The organism is Bradyrhizobium sp. CCGUVB1N3, assembly GCF_024199925.1.
Lineage (GTDB): Bacteria > Pseudomonadota > Alphaproteobacteria > Rhizobiales > Xanthobacteraceae > Bradyrhizobium.
The window spans coordinates 3,778,635-3,794,470 of the sequence record NZ_JANADR010000001.1; the positions used below are offsets into that span (position 1 = coordinate 3,778,635).

The 15,836-nt window shown below is 64.3% G+C and carries 17 protein-coding genes; 9 read left to right on the forward strand and 8 right to left on the reverse strand.

Annotated features, from left to right (window positions below; translation table 11 throughout):
* The first annotated feature begins 170 nt into the window (after positions 1-170).
* The 4 genes from NLM33_RS17930 (at position 171) to NLM33_RS17945 (ending at position 4,121) form a co-directional block, all read left to right on the forward strand.
* Positions 171-839, forward strand: a complete 669-nt coding sequence (locus tag NLM33_RS17930) for a hypothetical protein (RefSeq protein ID WP_254097402.1) — start codon at positions 171-173, stop codon at positions 837-839.
* An 18-nt stretch (positions 840-857) separates the two neighbouring features.
* Positions 858-3,002, forward strand: coding sequence for an adenylate/guanylate cyclase domain-containing protein (locus NLM33_RS17935; protein WP_254097403.1), 2,145 nt, complete (start codon positions 858-860; stop codon positions 3,000-3,002).
* 289 nt (positions 3,003-3,291) lie between these two features.
* A complete protein-coding gene (locus NLM33_RS17940) occupies positions 3,292-3,585 on the forward strand; it encodes a GYD domain-containing protein (RefSeq protein ID WP_254097404.1) in 294 nt (97 codons plus the stop codon).
* A 179-nt stretch (positions 3,586-3,764) separates the two neighbouring features.
* Positions 3,765-4,121 (forward strand): Mth938-like domain-containing protein, encoded by a 357-nt coding sequence (locus NLM33_RS17945; protein WP_254097405.1) that lies wholly within the window; start codon positions 3,765-3,767, stop codon positions 4,119-4,121.
* Positions 4,122-4,160: 39 nt separating this feature from the next.
* Here NLM33_RS17945 and pobA read toward each other — a convergent pair whose 3' ends face one another.
* Positions 4,161-5,333, reverse strand: a complete 1,173-nt coding sequence (gene pobA, locus NLM33_RS17950) for a 4-hydroxybenzoate 3-monooxygenase (protein WP_254097406.1) — start codon at positions 5,331-5,333, stop codon at positions 4,161-4,163.
* A 51-nt stretch (positions 5,334-5,384) separates the two neighbouring features.
* On the opposite strand from pobA, the gene NLM33_RS17955 reads away from it, so the two are divergent.
* Entirely contained in the window at positions 5,385-6,287 is a 903-nt protein-coding gene (locus NLM33_RS17955) for a helix-turn-helix domain-containing protein (RefSeq protein ID WP_254097407.1), read from the forward strand.
* A 36-nt stretch (positions 6,288-6,323) separates the two neighbouring features.
* On the opposite strand, the gene NLM33_RS17960 is transcribed toward NLM33_RS17955, so the two are convergent.
* From NLM33_RS17960 to pcaH, 4 genes are all read right to left on the reverse strand, one after another.
* Positions 6,324-6,863, reverse strand: a complete 540-nt coding sequence (locus tag NLM33_RS17960) for a hypothetical protein (protein WP_254097408.1) — start codon at positions 6,861-6,863, stop codon at positions 6,324-6,326.
* A gap of 172 nt (positions 6,864-7,035) precedes the next feature.
* On the reverse strand, positions 7,036-7,290 hold the full coding sequence (locus NLM33_RS17965) for a hypothetical protein (protein ID WP_254097409.1): 255 nt from the start codon (positions 7,288-7,290) through the stop codon (positions 7,036-7,038).
* Positions 7,291-7,426: 136 nt separating this feature from the next.
* The gene (gene pcaG, locus NLM33_RS17970; RefSeq protein ID WP_254097410.1) at positions 7,427-8,053 is read right to left on the reverse strand and encodes a protocatechuate 3,4-dioxygenase subunit alpha; all 627 of its coding nucleotides are present in this window, start codon (positions 8,051-8,053) and stop codon (positions 7,427-7,429) included.
* A gap of 4 nt (positions 8,054-8,057) precedes the next feature.
* Entirely contained in the window at positions 8,058-8,858 is an 801-nt protein-coding gene (gene pcaH, locus NLM33_RS17975; protein ID WP_254097411.1) for a protocatechuate 3,4-dioxygenase subunit beta, read from the reverse strand.
* 92 nt (positions 8,859-8,950) lie between these two features.
* Between pcaH and NLM33_RS17980 the strand changes: the two genes are divergently transcribed.
* Together NLM33_RS17980 and pncB are read left to right on the forward strand one after the other, a co-directional pair.
* Positions 8,951-9,880 carry a LysR family transcriptional regulator gene (locus NLM33_RS17980; RefSeq protein ID WP_254097412.1) on the forward strand — a complete coding sequence of 310 codons (930 nt, stop codon included), beginning with the start codon at positions 8,951-8,953 and terminating at the stop codon, positions 9,878-9,880.
* Positions 9,881-9,947: 67 nt separating this feature from the next.
* The gene (gene pncB, locus NLM33_RS17985; RefSeq protein WP_254097413.1) at positions 9,948-11,252 is read left to right on the forward strand and encodes a nicotinate phosphoribosyltransferase; all 1,305 of its coding nucleotides are present in this window, start codon (positions 9,948-9,950) and stop codon (positions 11,250-11,252) included.
* Between the two features lie 165 nt (positions 11,253-11,417).
* Here pncB and tcuB read toward each other — a convergent pair whose 3' ends face one another.
* Positions 11,418-12,518 carry a tricarballylate utilization 4Fe-4S protein TcuB gene (gene tcuB, locus NLM33_RS17990; protein WP_254097414.1) on the reverse strand — a complete coding sequence of 367 codons (1,101 nt, stop codon included), beginning with the start codon at positions 12,516-12,518 and terminating at the stop codon, positions 11,418-11,420.
* Positions 12,505-13,896, reverse strand: a complete 1,392-nt coding sequence (tcuA, locus tag NLM33_RS17995; RefSeq protein ID WP_254097415.1) for an FAD-dependent tricarballylate dehydrogenase TcuA — start codon at positions 13,894-13,896, stop codon at positions 12,505-12,507. Before tcuA ends, tcuB begins: the two co-directional genes overlap by 14 nt.
* Positions 13,897-14,040: 144 nt before the next feature.
* Between tcuA and NLM33_RS18000 the strand changes: the two genes are divergently transcribed.
* Together NLM33_RS18000 and NLM33_RS18005 are read left to right on the forward strand one after the other, a co-directional pair.
* Positions 14,041-14,721, forward strand: a complete 681-nt coding sequence (locus NLM33_RS18000; protein WP_254097416.1) for a GntR family transcriptional regulator — start codon at positions 14,041-14,043, stop codon at positions 14,719-14,721.
* Between the two features lie 121 nt (positions 14,722-14,842).
* Positions 14,843-15,082 carry a hypothetical protein gene (locus NLM33_RS18005; RefSeq protein ID WP_254097417.1) on the forward strand — a complete coding sequence of 80 codons (240 nt, stop codon included), beginning with the start codon at positions 14,843-14,845 and terminating at the stop codon, positions 15,080-15,082.
* A gap of 31 nt (positions 15,083-15,113) precedes the next feature.
* On the opposite strand, the gene ybaK is transcribed toward NLM33_RS18005, so the two are convergent.
* On the reverse strand, positions 15,114-15,587 hold the full coding sequence (gene ybaK, locus NLM33_RS18010) for a Cys-tRNA(Pro) deacylase (RefSeq protein ID WP_254097418.1): 474 nt from the start codon (positions 15,585-15,587) through the stop codon (positions 15,114-15,116).
* Positions 15,588-15,836: the final 249 nt, after the last annotated feature.

The window sequence follows — 15,836 nt, forward strand, 5'->3', positions numbered from 1 at the left end:
CTCCAAACGGCTTCCCGGCCGATCGGGCCGCATCACGCCCTGCGTGCTTCGCATTGAACCTATCCCAAATAAAGTGCACCAATAACAAGAGTGATTCTGGTCACATTTCCTGCGGCCGTCCCCTGCTATGCGGGGACACCAGGGACCTTTTGAATTGGATGAGAAAGCACATGAGACGCCTGATCGGTGCCATGGCCGGCGTGTTTTGCCTTGCGGCGCCCGTGTGGGCCGAAACTCCGGCCGCGATCGTCGAGGACGTGCAGGGTAAGGTCGACGGCGTCGAGTTCATGGACTACGTGGCGCCCGGCAAGGTCATCAAGCTCGGCCCAAAGGGCACGCTGGTGCTCGGCTATCTCAAATCATGCTGGCGCGAGACCATCACCGGCGGGGTCGTCCTCGTCGGCGCCGAGCAGAGCTCGGTGCAGCTCGGTGACGTCCAGCGCGTCAAGGTGCCCTGCGACGCCAACGCCGCGCAGCTCTCCGAGCGCGAGGCCAACCAGAGCGCGGCGACGACCTTCCGCACCATGCGCTCGGACGCGAAGGGCGCGCCGGCAAAGCTGCCCACGATCTACGGGGTCTCGCCGCTGGTCCAGGCCAAGAGCGGCAGCACGCTGGTCATCGAGCGCACGGACGGCAAGGAGCCCACGATCACCGTACCGCTGAAGAGCGATGGTCTGGTGGCCGGCAAGTTCTACGACTTCGCAAAGGCCGGCAAGACGCTGACCGCCGGCGGCACTTATCTCGCCGTTTTGGGCGCGCGGCGCTTTACCTTCCAGGTCGATGCTCACGCGACTTCGTCTGCGACGCCGATCGTCGGTCGGCTGCTGCGGCTCGAATAGGCGGCGCGCGACGGCGCGATGCGAGGGATCGGCAGGCGGGACATCGTTGCGGCGGTCTTGATCGCGCTGCTCGTCGGCGCCGTCTTCACCTCGCCGCCTCTCAACAGGTTGCAAGGCCTTTCGCTCGACATCTTGACGGCGCTGCGCGCGACGCTTTTCAGCGATCGTCGCGATGCCGCCGCCTCACCCGTCGTCGTCATCGCGATCGACGACGAAACCTATGACACGCCCCCGTTCAAGGGGTCGCCGACGCTGACCTGGACGCGTGAAGTCGGACGCCTGATCGGCGCCGTGGTCGACGGCGGGGCCAAGGTGATCGGCTTCGACGTGATCTTTCCGAGCTCGATCGAGCAGTCGGAGATTCCCTTCGGCGACGCGCCACTCGGCGCTCGCATGAAGGGTTTCGACCGGGACTTCCTGATCGCCTTGCGCAAAGCGTCCGATGCCGGCAAGCTCGTGCTTGGCGCGATCGTGAGCAACAACCGTCCCGACTTTCCCGACCGCGCGCAGCAATTGGCGGTGAGGGGCAATATCCGCGCGCTCAACGTCAACACCGACCCCGACGACGTCATCCGGCGAATGCCGCTGAGCTTTTCGATCGACGGCAAACAGGTCCCCACGATGGCCGTCGAGCTCGCCGCGCGCGCCCTCGGCGCAAGGCCAGAGCTTGCGCCGGACGGCAGCACGGCGCTCGCCGGCTATGCGATCCCTAGCGCCGAGCCGAACACGCTGACGCTCAATTTCCGCGGCGTCGGCCACAATGTTCCGAAGTTTTCTTTTGCGGATTTGCGCGCCTGCGTGGAGAAAGGCGACGGCGAGTTCTTCCACCGCGCCTTCGATGGCAAGGTCGTCATTCTCGGCAGCGTGGTCAACGTCGACGACCGCAAGCTGACCTCGCTACGTCTTGCCGGTGGATATGACGGGACGCCCGCGCCGCGCTGTGCGCTGCCCGCCCCTTCACGGCCGGCGCCTGTGGCGCGCAGCGACATCGCCGGCGTATTCGTGCATGCGACCGTCGTGCGCAACCTGATGGAACGCGATGCGGTGAGCGAGCTCGGCTTCCCCATGCGGACGATTCTCACGATCGCCATCGCGGGAATCATCGCATTCGCTTCCTGCCTGCTTTCGCCAGGCCGCGCGATGCTCGCCTACCTTGCGATCATGGCCGTCTACACCGCTTGCGCGGTAAGCCTGTTCGTTCGCGCACAGGCCTTGCCGTTGACCGAGCCGGCGCTCGCAGGGCTTGCGGCCGGCGCCGTGATGATCGGCTACCGTTTCGTCATCGCCGATCGCGATGAACGCTTCCTGCGCAGGAGCTTTGCGCTCTACCTCGCCCCGCAGGTGATCGAGGGCATGGTGGCTTCCGGCAAGATGCCGGCGCTCGGCGGCGAGATGCGCAACGTCACCGTGTTCTTCTCGGACCTCGCCGGTTTCTCCTCGATCGCCGAAAAGATGACGCCCGGCGAGCTGGTCGCCCTCATGAACGAGTATCTCTCCGCCATGACCGAGGTCATCGAAAGCCATGGCGGCTACGTCGACAAATATATCGGCGATTCCATCGTGGCCGTGTTCGGCGCCCCGGTCGCCGATCCCGACCACGCCTGCAATGCCGTCCGTGCCGCGCTTGCCTGCAACACGCGGCTCGACGAGCTCAACCGCAGCCATGCCGCCTTCGAAAGCCTGGCGCACCGCATCGGCCTCAACACTGGCGAGGCCGTGGTCGGCAATATCGGCTCGCGCCGCCGCTTCAACTACACCGTCATGAGCGATACCGTGAACGTCGCCTCGCGCCTCGAAGGCGCCAACAAGTACTTTGCGACCTCGATCGTGGCCTCCGAAATGACGGTCGCGCAAACCGCCGACGGCTTCGTCTGGCGCGAGCTCGACGCCATCCGTGTCAAGGGCCGCGACGAGGCGATCAGGGTCTATGAGCCGCTAGCCGCACAAGGCGCGGAAACGGCGGAGCAAGCGAAGACGGCGACGGGCTATGCCGAGGGGCTTGCGTATTGGCGGGCGCGCGAATTCGCTAGGGCCGCAGCTTGCTTCGACCACCTCGCTGCGACCGATGCCCCGTCAACATTGTTTGCAAAGCGCGCCAAGGAACTCGCCGCCAACCCGCCTTCGCCGGACTGGACGCCGGTCAACACTCTGGAAGGAAAATAGCGGCCCGCCAGGCCGGTCGGCAGTCGCGCCTCGTCGCGTGCCGCCGGTCACAACCCGGAGAGCCCTCTTTTTCAGGCCCATGACATGACGTAGTGTGTAGCGAGCTGCCCTTCGAGACGGGACGGGCCGACGTCGCCGGTTGCCGGAATGGGCAGCGAGTAGGCCGTCGGCAGGCATCGCAGTCTGAAAGCAGCGCCGACCTTTGTGGCGCTCCCTCAATTTCAACATGAAGCAAGTTGGCCTGCCGCGCCCGGCAGGCAGGCGCACGTGTATCTCAGGGAGGATCGACATGGCGACATTCATACTGACGATCAACTGGACCGACCAGGGAATTCGGAATGTCAAGGATGCCCCCAAGCGCAGCGAAGCAGCGAAGGCGCTTGCCAGGAAAGTCGGTGTCGAGATCAAGGAGGTCTATCTCACCTCCGGCACGCATGACATTCTGGTTGTCGCCGAAGCACCGCTCGGTGACCACATCACAAAATTCGCGCTTGCGCTCGGCTCCCTCGGCAATGTGCGCACCAGCACCTCACGCGCCTGGACAGAGGCCGAGTGGGCCAAGCTGATATCTGAGCTGCCGTAAGCGGCTTCGGAGCCAGACAGGCCTGCGCAGAGTCCAGCGGGTTGGCGAGCCGTGATTTCGGCGCCCGGCGATCGGCGCCTCAAGGAGGTGCGATCAACGGGCGCTTCTGACATCGATACCCGGCTCGTCCACCGAAGCTGACGCGAGACTTTGTGCCGACATCATGAGGAGGTCAGGCTATGGAAATCGAAGGCACGACGTTCGGCACGATCACGATTGACGGCAAGACCTATGAACACGACGTGATCATTCGTCTGTCAGGCGAAGTGGCAAAGCGGAAGAAAAAGCTGTCGAAGAAGTACTACGGCACCTCGCACGTCCTTTCGAAGGACGAGGCGAAGTTCGTCTTTGAAGACGGATGCGAGCAGCTCATTCTTGGGACGGGCCAGATGGGCAATGTGCATCTATCGCCGGAAGCGGAGGCGTTCTTTGCGAGAAAGGGTTGTGCAGTCCTGCTCGAGCCGACCCCCAAGGCAATTCGTACGTTCAACCACTCGCATGCCAGGAAGATTGGACTTTTTCACATAACCTGCTGAACCATCCACCGTCAGAAGAGCCAAATAGGCCGGCGCGCCCTAAAACGGCAGCCCGACGTAATTCTCCGCGAGCAGGCGCTGCGCCGTCTCGGAGGAGAACAAATATTCCAGCTCGGTCTGCTGCAGCCTGTCCTCGTAGTCGATCCGGTCGGGGAAACGATGCAGCATCATCGTCATCCACCAGGAGAAGCGTTGCGCCTTCCAGATCCGCGCCAGCGCCTTGGCCGAATAGCCCTCAAGCCCGGAATCGTCGCCCTTCTGATAATGGGCGAGCATCGCGTGATAGAGATAGTAGATGTCGGAGGCTGCGCTGTTGAGCCCGCGTGCGCCGGTCGGCGGCACGATGTGGGCAGCATCGCCCGCGAGGAACAGCCGACCATAGCTCATCGGCTCGGCAACGAAGCTGCGCAGGGGCGCGATGCTCTTCTCGATCGATGGTCCGGTGATCAGGTGCGCGGCGACCTCGTCCGGCAAACGGCGCTTGAGCTCGGCCCAGAACGCCTCGTCCGGCCAGTCCTCCACCCTGTCGGTCAGCGGCACCTGGATGTAGTAGCGGCTGAGCACCTGCGAGCGCAGCGAGCAGAGTGCAAAGCCGCGCTCGTGCTTCACATAGATCAATTCCGGCGAGACCGGCTTGGTGCGTGACAGGACGCCGAGCCAGCCGAACGGGTAGACCTTCTCGTATTCGCGCAAGACGTCCCTCGGGATCGACTTGCGGCTGACGCCGTGGAAGCCGTCGGCGCCGACGATGTAGTCACAGTCGACGCGGATGGTCTGCCCGTCCGCACGGTAGGTCACGAACGGCTTGTCCGACTTCGGATCGTGCGGCGTGACGTCCTCGGCATTGTGCACGACCGTGCCGCCGAGACGGTCGCGCGCCTCGTAGAGATCGCGCGTCAGCTCGGTCTGGCCGTAGACCAACACCGAATTGCCCCCGGAATGTTTGTGGAGGTCGATATACGAGAGCACGCCGTCATGGGCGATCTCGAACCCCTTGTGGATCTCGCCTTCACGATCCATCCGCTCGCCGCACTGCGCCTCGCGCATCAGCTTGGCAAAGCCGTGCTCCAGCACGCCGGCGCGGATGCGGGCGAGCACGTGCTCGCGGCTGTATTTCTCCAGCACGACCGTGTCGATGCCCTTCAGGTGCAGGAGTTGGGACAACAGCAGCCCCGACGGGCCGCCGCCGATGATGCAGACCTGAACCTTCATTTTCCCGTCCTCCCGTTTGCGAGTTTTTCGCAGATTTCGCGCGGCAAACGGATGGAGGGATCGGCCTTTATCTTGTACAATTCGAACATGCCCCCTGCCCCCTCGACATCGGCCATCAAGGTCTACAATTTGTTCGGCGAATCCGGCGATCTGCCCGACGTCGTGCATTGCGAGACCATCGCCTCCCGCTCTGTGCTGCATGATTGGACGTTGGCCGTGCACCGCCACGCGCGGCTGCACCAGGTGCTGCTGATCGAGCGCGGCGGCGGCGAGGCGACACTCGACGGGCGCGTGGTGTCGCTGAAGCCGATGCAGATCGTCAACGTGCCGGTCGGCCACGTCCACGGCTTCCGCTTCGTGCCTGACACTCAAGGCTGGGTGCTGACGATCGCAGCCGAAATTCTCGACGAGGCGCTGCTCGCCTCGGAAGGCCTGCGCACCGCGCTGTCGCAATCGGCCGTGGTGCGCGGCACGCCGCAGATTCGCACCACCATGAAGCAGATCTTTGCCGAGCACGCAGGCCGCAACTTCGGCCGCGCGCATGTGCTGCGCGCGCTGTCGGCGGCGGCGATTGGCCTCGTGGCACGCGAACTCGCCGGCAGGAGCAGCGGCACCGGCTCGGCGGATTCCGACTTGTTCCGCCGCTTCGAGGCGCTACTGGAAGCGCACCATCTCGAACGCTGGAGCGTTGCCGACTATGCCAAGGCGCTGTCGGTGACGCCGACCCATCTCAACCGGATCACACGCACCGCTACTGGAGATACCGCTTCGCATCTGATCCTCAACCGGCTGATCCGCGAGGCTCGGCGCAACCTCGTCTACACCAACCTGCCGGTGTCGACGATCGCCTACGCGCTCGGCTTCGAGGATCCCGCCTATTTCAGCCGGGTCTACGCCGCCGCGACCGGACTTTCGCCGCGCGCTTTTCGCGCGCAGCTACATGGCGATGAATGACAATTGCGAGGGAGCGATTTGACGACCTAATTGCCGTTACGTCGCGTGCGGGTTGACGACGGTATAGCCGCGCAGTGACCGCGCGTGAATTCGCGTCGAGCGTCGACTTGAGTTGGCATCGTACGCCATCCACATGTCGCCTTGAAGGTGTTGCTCCAGAACAAAGACGTGTCCGCGTCGGGCCGCAACCATTCCCGGTGCGGGCGATGTCCGTGGGAAGCGCAGCCAATTGGCCGCAAGGTTCAATTCCGGGACGATCCGGCCGAAGACATGCAAGGCCGCGCCGCAGCCGCAGAAGCTCCGCGGGCATCCGGACGGGCGACCGCCGACGATCTGGGTGCCAGCAACATTCACCTCTGTCGCGGCGGCTGGAGCGCCAGCGACTGCTCCTCGCATCCCGAGGTGCGTTGGTCGCGTGTCCAACGAAACTCTCTCGTGACGAACTTGAGAAAATGAGAAGTCGCACGGCATCGTCACGTTGCATTCCGGTGCCGTGTTGGCGCGGGAAGGACGTGCTTCCGAAGCGATCGAACCGGTCACGATAAGAATAGACGCAATAAGAACAGGCTTAAACATGCAGGACTCCATATTGAACAGTCCTGCCCCGGCGCTTAAGGGCCAATACCAGTTTGGCGAAATTTGGTCTAAACAAAGGCCGATAGCCGTCTTCGGAGCGCTCGACAACGTTGCTCTGCGCGACGGAAGGAGGTCCGGGTCAAACGGCCCCCATTCATTTTGCAGCGAATTCCTACGGCGCTTCGCGCGGCACGATGATGCGGAATGTCGTTCCGGCGCCCGGCTCCGAGATGAGGCTCAGGACCTCGGCCGTCGCGGCCTGCCGCTCACTCGCTTCCTGGAGCTCGAGAGCAAGCTGCGTTGCTCCAGGTTTTGCCCGCGCGGAAACGGCGGCGCGCGACGCCTTCGGCGCGCTGCGTCGCTTTTTCGTCTTCGCCGTGCGGCTGCCCGATTTGCTCGGCCCGCCTGCCCTCGCGCGCTTTCCCATGGCCCTCCTCCGGCCCCAGAATAAGCCATCGTATCGGCTCGGGCGGATTACGGGAATGGTGATCAGCCGCGGGGGCCTCAGCAAAAGGCCGGCCTCACCATCCGATGATGCCGGCCTTCGTGGATATCGAGGACTATTACACGTCGAAGAACACAGTCTCCTCGGGCCCCTGTAGATTGATCGTGAAGGAGTACACGACCTTGCCGGCGCGCTCGCTGCGCTCAGCGATCAGGGTCGACCGCCGCACCGGCTGCTCGATCAGATTGAGCACGGGGTCAGCGGCATTGGCGGCCTCTTCATCCGAGAAGTAGAGCCGCGTGTTGAGCCCGATATTGATGCCACGGGCGACGATCCAGACATTGACGTGCGGGGCACATTTGCGTCCCGCTTTATCGGTGATCGCGCCCGGCTTGATCGTCTCGAAGGTGATCCGCCCGCTGTCGAAATCCGAACCCGCGCGACCCCAGCCGCGAAAGTCCTCGTCCAGTGCGCCGGCCGAGCGGTCGGCCGGATGGTTGTAGCGGCCGGCAGCATTGGCCTGCCAGATCTCCAGCAGCACGTCGCGCAGCGGCGTGCCGCTGCCGTCGAGCACGCGGCCCTCCAGCGTAATGCGCTCGCCTTTGGTGTTCGGCGTAACGAGCACGTTGGAGAAGTTCTTCTCGAAGATGTCGAAGCCGGCCATGCCCGGGATCAGTCCGATATGGACGTAGGGCCCGGCGGTCTGGGAGGCAGTTTCCTTGAGGTAGTTGAGCGGCTGCGCCATGACTTTAGTTTCCTTCCGGGCGATTTTCGAAATAGGTGGAGCGCGCTCCGCGCAGCACGATGTCGAAGCGGTAGGTGAGTGAGTCGAACGGCGTACTGGCATTGAGATCGAGCGGGGCGACGAGACGGTCGATCGCGTCCTTGTCCGGGATCGTCGTGAGGATCGGGCAGACCGGGATCAGGGGATCGCCCTCGAAATACATCTGGGTGATCAGCCGCTGCGCGAAGCCCGATCCGAACACCGAGAAGTGGATGTGCGCCGGGCGCCAGCTATTGACGTAGTTGCGCCAAGGATAGGGGCCGGGCTTGATGGTGCGGAAGTAGTAGTAGCCGCTGTCGTCGGTCAGCGCGCGGCCACAGCCGCCGAAGTTCGGATCGACCGGCGCCAGATAGGTGTCCTTCTTGTGCCGGTAGCGGCCGCCGGCATTGGCCTGCCAGAACTCGACCAGCGTGTTCGGCACGCCGCGGCCGGTTTCGTCCATTACCCGGCCGTGCACGATGATGCGCTCGCCGATCGGATCGCCGTCCTTGGCGTAGTTGCGGATCAGGTCGTTATCGAGCGGCCCAAGGTCGTTGTGACCGAACACCGGGCCGGTGATCTCCGAGATCGAGTTCTCCAGCGAGAGCAGCGACTGGCGTGGCGAGCGCAGCACCGAGGATTTGTAGCCGGGTGCGTGCGCCGGCGGATGGATGGAACGGTCGCGCTGGAAGAAGCCGCCATCGCCAAGCGGCGGCGTGAACGGCTCGGGGCGGTTGAGGCGGGTGGCGTCCTGCGCGGCTGCGATACGAGCGGCCTGGGCGATCATCTGGCGTTGTCTCCCTCTGGCGCCCGGTCGGGCGCGCGGTTTATCGGGAGAGGATGCGCCGGCCTATTCTCAAGATAAATAGATGAATTATAATGTATTGCATGAAGGAAATCGATCATTTGGCCCTCGACGGCCACTCGCTGTCGCTGTTCCTCGCCGTGCTGGAAGAAGGTTCGGTGACGGCGGCCGCGACCCGGCTCGGCCTCACCCAATCCGCGGTCAGCCATGGGCTGAAAAAGCTGCGGCGCATCGCCGGCGATCCCCTGTTCGCCAAATCCGGCCGCGGCATCGTCGCTACCGCGCACGCCCAGGCACTGGCCGCCAAGGCGCGCGCACTGATCGATGAGATGCGGAGCTTTGCCGGCGGCGTCACTTTCGAGCCGAAAGCTGCGCACCTGTCGCTGACGATCGCCGCCAATGATTTCCAGCGCGACCTGTTGCTGCCGCGCTTCTTCGGTCATGTCGCAGCCCAGGTAAAGAGCCTGAATCTGCGCGTGATCCCCTCGCAATCACCCTCGCCTGCCATGTTGCGCGAGAACCGTTGCGACCTCCTGATCAGCCCGCTGCCGCCGTCCGGCATCGACATCGTGCAGAAGCGCCTGCTCAGAGATCACTACGTCTGCTACTACGACCGAACTGCGCGTTCGGCGCCGGCGACGCGCAATGCCTATCTGGCCGCACGCCACGTCACCGTGGTCTATACCGACAACGAGCGGCTCGACTTCGACCGTAGGCTTGCAGCAAACGGCTTCCACCGTGACATCGCGATATCAGTACCGAGCTTCTCCGGCGTGCCGTCTTTCCTGCACGGCTCCGACATGCTGGCGAGCATGCCCAGCCTGCTTGCGGACGGCCTGATGCGCGACTTCGCGCATGTGCACATTCCGCTCGCCTCGCGCGCAAGGACGCTCGCCGAGCTGCCGATGTTCATGGTCTGGCACCAGCGTTACCAGAAGGATCCGGCTCATCGCTGGATCCGCAGCCAGCTCGAGACGGTCGCCACGACCGCCGCGGGGGCATGAACAGGGGGCGCCCTGCCCCCCGCCAAACCCACTGGTTGCGCCGCATCAGCCACGCTAGAATTCGGCCATGACCGTGACCGATATTGCGAGCCGAACCTATAATCACAGCTGGCGGCTGGACCCGATCGTCCGCAGCCTGCTCGATACCGACTTCTACAAGCTGTTGATGTTACAGATGATTCGGGAATTCTACCCGGATCAGAGGGTGACATTTTCGGTCATCAACCGCTCGCGCCATGTGCGCCTTGCCGAGATCATCGACGAGGGCGAGCTGCGCGCCCAGCTCGACCACGCCCGCACCATCCGCTTCACCAAGAAGGAGCTGATCTGGCTTGCCGGTAACACCTTCTACGGCAAGACCCACATGTTCTCGGCCGACTTCATCCGCTGGCTCGCCGAATTCCGCTTGCCCGAATACGAGCTGCGCAAGGTCGAGGGCCAGTACGAATTGCACTTCCACGGACCCTGGACCCACACCACGATGTGGGAGATCCCGGCGCTCGCGATCCTCAACGAGCTGCGCTCGCGCGCGGCGATCAAGGGCCGCGGCCGTTTCGAGCTCGACGTGCTCTATGCACGCGCCAAGGCCAAGCTGTGGACCAAGGTGGAGCGGCTGCGCCAACTCGAAAACCTGAGGCTGTCCGACTTCGGCACGCGCCGCCGCCACGGCTTCCTCTGGCAGCGCTGGTGCGTGGAGGCGGTGAAGGAAGGGCTCGGGCAATCCTTCATCGGCACCTCCAACGTCCTGCTCGCCATGGACAATGATCTCGAGGCGATCGGTACCAATGCGCACGAGCTGCCGATGGTGGCGGCCGCGCTCGCCAAGGACGACGAGGAGTTGCGCTTCGCGCCCTATCGCGTTCTCGACCAGTGGCGCCAGACCTATGGCGGCAACCTTCTGATCGCGCTGCCCGACGCTTTCGGCACCAAAGCCTTCCTGCGCGATGCGCCGGAGTGGGTTGCCGACTGGACCGGCTTCCGCCCGGACAGCGCGCCGCCGATCCAGGCCGGCGAAGAGATCATCAAATGGTGGGAGAAGAAGGGCCGCAATCCCAGGGACAAGCTGCTCGTCTTTTCCGACGCGATGGATGTCGGCTCGATCGAGGAGACCTATCATCACTTCTCAGGCCGGGTGCGCCTTTCCTTCGGCTGGGGCACCAACCTCACCAATGATTTCGTCGGCTGCCCGCCGGACGGCTCGGTCAATCTCGATCCGATCTCGCTGGTCTGCAAGGTGTCGTCGGTCGATGGACAACCGGCCGTCAAGCTCTCCGACAATCCGGAGAAGGCCACCGGCATGCCGTCCGAGATCGAACGGTATTTGCGCGTCTTCGGCGACGCCGGTCGCGTGCGCAAGGCCGTGCTGGTCTGAACCTCGCGGAACTCCGAGAGCTTTCAACCGGGTAAATGGCGCCTGGACGTTCCGCGGCGTGCGCCAGCAGGTTACGCGATCGGGCCTCCGCGGCCGTTCGATGCGGCATTCTTCGAGATCGCACCCGCCGAGCTACGACGGCGCGAGGTGGCGTGAGCCGCAAGGCTAGCCGGCTTGCCGCCGCTCCTGCGCGTAACGCACCAGGGCCGTGAAACGGTAGATGCCGTGCACGAACTTGCCATAGGGCATGGTGATGAACAGCGCGAACACCGCGCCGAGGTGCAGCGCGAGCAGCGGGCCCATCGCAGCAGTTTCGCGTAAGGCAAGCAGCACGAGGCCCGTGATGCCGGTCAGGCACAGCATGGCGATGAAGCCGACATCCATGCCGTAGCGGCCCTCGTCGAGCAGCTCGCTATCTCGCCGCATCTTGGCGGCGAACAGACCGACAGGCCCGACGACGAGGCCGATGCCGCCGAGCGTACCGAGCACGACCGGCAAATCCCACCACGGATAAGGCGCCTCACGTCCGAGCAGGTAGTGATAGAGCGTGCCGACGCATGTCGCGGCAAAGCACAAGAGGAAGCCGTAGAATGTAAGGTGATGGTAGAGCTTGCGCCGATCGGTCGGACGGTCGTCCTCATTGTAGCAGCCGACGCCGCCGCCATGGAGATAGCGGAGCTCGCCGGCATCGCGGATCGCCTGAAAGATCGAGCCACCATCCGCGCGGCCGCCGATCGGCGCGCCGATGTCGCGCCAGAACGTGCGAACGCTCATCACCAGCGCCAGGATCGCGTAAAGGAACGCGGCACCGAACAGTGCCGCCATCGCATTGTGCGGCATCAGCTTGTAGAAGGCGCCGGGGCCGGTGTGAACGCCGAACAGCACGTCACGTTCGTGCGCGGCCGCAAAGCCGAGGATGAACGCGGCCATGCTGAGCGCGGCCATGACGCTGATGACGAGACCGTTGCGTGCGAACACGCCGGACAGCGCCCGCGGCCAGGCATAGGCTGCATAGGACTCCGCGCGCGCAACGGCGAGCGTCTTCGGGACGTTGACGTTGAACTCGTGCGGCGGCGAGAACTGGCAATCGACGTAGCAGGCGCCGCAGGCATGACAGAGATTGGCGAGATAGTTGAGGTCGCCGTCTGAAAATGCACGGCGCATCTCCATCGCGGGAAACACCGCGCACAAGCCTTCGCAGTAGCGGCAGGAATTGCAGACCGTCATCAGTCGGTCGGCTTCGTCGAGAATCCTAGTTCCGTGCATGTTTCGCCGCTTCCCGTCCTGCGATCCGCCCGAACACGCTGCCGATGGTCATGCCGATGCCCGCGGCGTAACCCTTGCCGAGCACGTTGCCTGCCATGATCTCGCCGGCCGCGAACATGTTGGCCGAGGGCCTGCCGCCCTTCATCAGCATGCGCGCCTCCTTGTTCACGCGCGTGCCGAGATAGGTGAAGGTGATGCCGGGCCGCACCGGATAGGCGAGATAGGGTGGCGTCTCGATCCGCCGCGCCCAATGCGTCTTCGCCGGTGTGATGCCCTCGGTGCGGCAATCGTCGAGGATCGTATGATCGAAGGTGCCGGGCCGCACCGCGGCGTTGAAATCGGCGACCGTCTTTTCCAGCGCTACGGGATCGAGCTCGAGCTTTCCGGCGAGTTCCGCAACGGTCGCGCCGGCGATCGGCGGAAACAGCGTCGGCATGAAGCTCGTGGCGACGGTCGTATCGAAGATGATGTAGGCGATCTGGTCCGGCTGCGCTGCGACCAGCCGACCCCAGATCGCGTAGCGCTTCGGCCAGATGTCCTCGCCCTCGTCGTAGAAGCGCTCGGCATGCTTGTTGACGACGATGCCGAACACGACGGAGTCGTGCCGCGTGATGATGCCGCCGTCGAACTTGGGGGCCCGCGCATCGATCGCCACCGCATGGCACTGGGTCGGATCACCGATCTCCTGCACGCCCTTGGCGAGCAGCATCTTCAGGATCGAACCCCGGTTATAGGGCGTGCCGCGGATCAGGAAATTGTCGGCGGCATCGCCCCAATATTCCTTCAGCCATTCGATGTTGGCCTCGAAGCCGCCGGCGGCGGCGACCAGCGAGGTCGCGCGGATCTCGTTTACGCCGTCGATCGGCCGCTTGAGACGCGCGGCCAGAAACATGCCGCCCTCGACGACGAGATCGGTGACCTCGGCGTCATAGTGGATTTCGACGCCGAGCTGCTCGGCGGTGAGGTACAGCGCATTGAGCATCGCCCGGCCGCCGCCGAGAAAAAAGGAGTTGGTACGCCCGAGACTAAGCGTGCCGCCGAGCGAGGGTTGCCATCGCACACCCTGCTCCACGATCCAGTTCAGGATGTCCTTGGACTCCCGGATCATGTGGCGCGCGAGCTCCTCGTCGGTCCGTCCACCCGTCACCAGCAGCAGGTCCTTCCAGAACTCCTCTTCGGTATAGGGGCCGGTCAAGATCTCGGTCGCGGCGTCATGGGCGCAGCGCATGTTGCGGGTGTGGCGGGTATTGCCGCCGCGATAGAATTTAGGCGCGCCTTCCAGCACGACGACCGAGGCACCGCCGCGACGCGCGGCAATCGCCGCGCAGAGCGCCGCATTGCCGCCGCCGATCACCAGCACGTCGTATTTTCTGCTCATGCCGCCTGCCAGGTTCCCAGAGCTGGAGCCATTCCATGTTTTCCCGACGCTACCGCCGTTGCGCACGTTTGTATACAAAGATATACAAGTATTGCGCAACGTTCCGCTTTGCATGGTAACGATGCGCCGGGATCGGGAGAGAGCATGGCCAGGCGCTCGGCAAAGACAAGCGGATCGATCGATCGCGGTTCCGGCGTGGCGCTCGGCGAGGCCGTGTTCCGCTCGCTTTGCGAGGCACTCCAGGCCGGCAGCTATCGCGCCGGCGATCGCTTGCGGGAGGAGGAGGTCGCGCAGCGGCTCAACGTCAGCCGCACGCCGGTGCGCGAAGCATTGGGGCGGCTCGCCGCGCGCGGCTTCGTGCAACCGGCCGCGGGCCGCGGGGTGATCGTCCGCAATCTCGACATTTCCGAGGTGCTCGAGCTCTACGCCATGCGCGAGATCCTAGAGGGCGCCGCCGCCCGGCTCGCCGCCGAGCACGCCTCGCGCACCGAGATCGACGCGATGACCGATATCGAGCGGGCCTTTACCGAACACTCCGGCGATGCTGCCGAGATGGCACGGCTCAACCGCGCCTTCCACGAGGCGATCTGCCGCGCCGCGCGCAACCGCTATCTCGACAATGCATCGAAGGAGCTCCAGGACTGGATCGCGCTGCTCGGCCCGACCACGTTCTCCGTCACCGGCCGGCCTTCGACCAGTCACAGGGAGCATCAGGCCATCATCAACGCCATTGCCGCCCGCGACGGCGACAAGGCCGAAAACCTGGCGCGCGCACATATTCGCGAAGCGCTGCGGTGCCGACTGAAACTCTTGCAGAAACAATAGCGAGACGTCACCGAAACGATCGATCACGAAACCTTGTGGGAATGAGATCGCGGCCGTCGCGATCTCAGGGATGAACGGCGGGCTGTCGGAGCCTGCTGGTACCGCTGCAAGGAGACTTTCCATGACTGTCCGCAAGCCGTACGCCGCTGTCCTGACACTGACAGCGCTCGTGGTCGGCACAGTAGCATTTGCCGCCGCTCCGGTTGCGGCAACGGCCCGTCCGATCGTCGGCGCGCGAGTTGCGCCGACGCGGCCAGCCGCACATGCCTATCGGACCGGCGAAACGCCTGCATCGCACGTCCGTGCGCCGCAACCAACCGACCATCCCGATGGGACATTCCCGTTCATATGGCTCGGATGATCGGACAGGTGCCGGCTTGGTCTCGCGCTGATCAAGCTAGCACATCCGCGGCCGTGGCCTTCAACACGTCGCGCACATCGCTCGGGCTGAGCTGCACCTGCAAGCCGCGCTGTCCGCCATTGACGTAGACGAGGTCGTGCGCGAGTGCGCCCTCGTCGATGATGGTCTTCACCGCGCGCCGTTGCCCGAACGGGCTGATGCCGCCGACCTTGAAGCCGGTGACGCGCTCGGCCTCGAGCGGCTTCATCATCTGTGCCGACTTGCCGCCCGCGGCCACCGCGAGCTTCTTCATCGAGACTTCCCGGTCGGAAGGAACGACGACGCAAACCGGCTTGCCGTCGACAAGCGCCATCAGCGTCTTCAACACCCGCGCAGGATCTTCACCAAGCGCGGCAGCAGCTTGAAGCCCGATGCTCTCAGCGTCGGGATCATAGTCGTAGGCGTGGACGGTGAAGGATACACCGGCAGCAGAAAGTACGCGCGTGGCAGGAGTGACTTTGGACATGTGCCATCGTTTAGCACTGTCGTCGCGGTGAGCGAAGCGACGAAGCAATCCAGACTATCACCGAGGGGAAACTTCTGGATTGCTTCGCTGCGCTCGCAATGGCGGTGTGCGCACACAAACTACCACACGCTCAGCCGTCGTCCCGGCGAAGGCCGGGACCCATAACCACAGGGAGTGGTTTGGCGAAGACTGGTCGTTCGGGACTAGCACCGCCCCCAGTCGATAAACTACGCGGTTTGGGTCCCGGCC

Excerpts from the sequence above, each read along its gene's own strand:
- NLM33_RS17960 (WP_254097408.1), bottom strand. The coding sequence starts at position 6,863 with ATGTTTAAGCCTGTTCTTATTGCGTCTATTCTTATCGTGACCGGTTCG.
- pobA (WP_254097406.1), bottom strand. The coding sequence starts at position 5,333 with ATGAAGGTTCAGGTCTGCATCATCGGCGGCGGCCCGTCGGGGCTGCTG.
- NLM33_RS17935 (WP_254097403.1), top strand. The coding sequence starts at position 858 with ATGCGAGGGATCGGCAGGCGGGACATCGTTGCGGCGGTCTTGATCGCG.
- NLM33_RS17955 (WP_254097407.1), top strand. The coding sequence starts at position 5,385 with ATGGAGGGATCGGCCTTTATCTTGTACAATTCGAACATGCCCCCTGCC.
- tcuB (WP_254097414.1), bottom strand. The coding sequence starts at position 12,518 with ATGCACGGAACTAGGATTCTCGACGAAGCCGACCGACTGATGACGGTC.
- NLM33_RS17940 (WP_254097404.1), top strand. The coding sequence starts at position 3,292 with ATGGCGACATTCATACTGACGATCAACTGGACCGACCAGGGAATTCGG.
- tcuA (WP_254097415.1), bottom strand. The coding sequence starts at position 13,896 with ATGAGCAGAAAATACGACGTGCTGGTGATCGGCGGCGGCAATGCGGCG.
- pncB (WP_254097413.1), top strand. The coding sequence starts at position 9,948 with ATGACCGTGACCGATATTGCGAGCCGAACCTATAATCACAGCTGGCGG.
- NLM33_RS18005 (WP_254097417.1), top strand. The coding sequence starts at position 14,843 with ATGACTGTCCGCAAGCCGTACGCCGCTGTCCTGACACTGACAGCGCTC.
- NLM33_RS18000 (WP_254097416.1), top strand. The coding sequence starts at position 14,041 with ATGGCCAGGCGCTCGGCAAAGACAAGCGGATCGATCGATCGCGGTTCC.
- ybaK (WP_254097418.1), bottom strand. The coding sequence starts at position 15,587 with ATGTCCAAAGTCACTCCTGCCACGCGCGTACTTTCTGCTGCCGGTGTA.
- pcaG (WP_254097410.1), bottom strand. The coding sequence starts at position 8,053 with ATGGCGCAGCCGCTCAACTACCTCAAGGAAACTGCCTCCCAGACCGCC.
- NLM33_RS17965 (WP_254097409.1), bottom strand. The coding sequence starts at position 7,290 with ATGGGAAAGCGCGCGAGGGCAGGCGGGCCGAGCAAATCGGGCAGCCGC.
- NLM33_RS17980 (WP_254097412.1), top strand. The coding sequence starts at position 8,951 with ATGTATTGCATGAAGGAAATCGATCATTTGGCCCTCGACGGCCACTCG.
- NLM33_RS17930 (WP_254097402.1), top strand. The coding sequence starts at position 171 with ATGAGACGCCTGATCGGTGCCATGGCCGGCGTGTTTTGCCTTGCGGCG.
- NLM33_RS17945 (WP_254097405.1), top strand. The coding sequence starts at position 3,765 with ATGGAAATCGAAGGCACGACGTTCGGCACGATCACGATTGACGGCAAG.
- pcaH (WP_254097411.1), bottom strand. The coding sequence starts at position 8,858 with ATGATCGCCCAGGCCGCTCGTATCGCAGCCGCGCAGGACGCCACCCGC.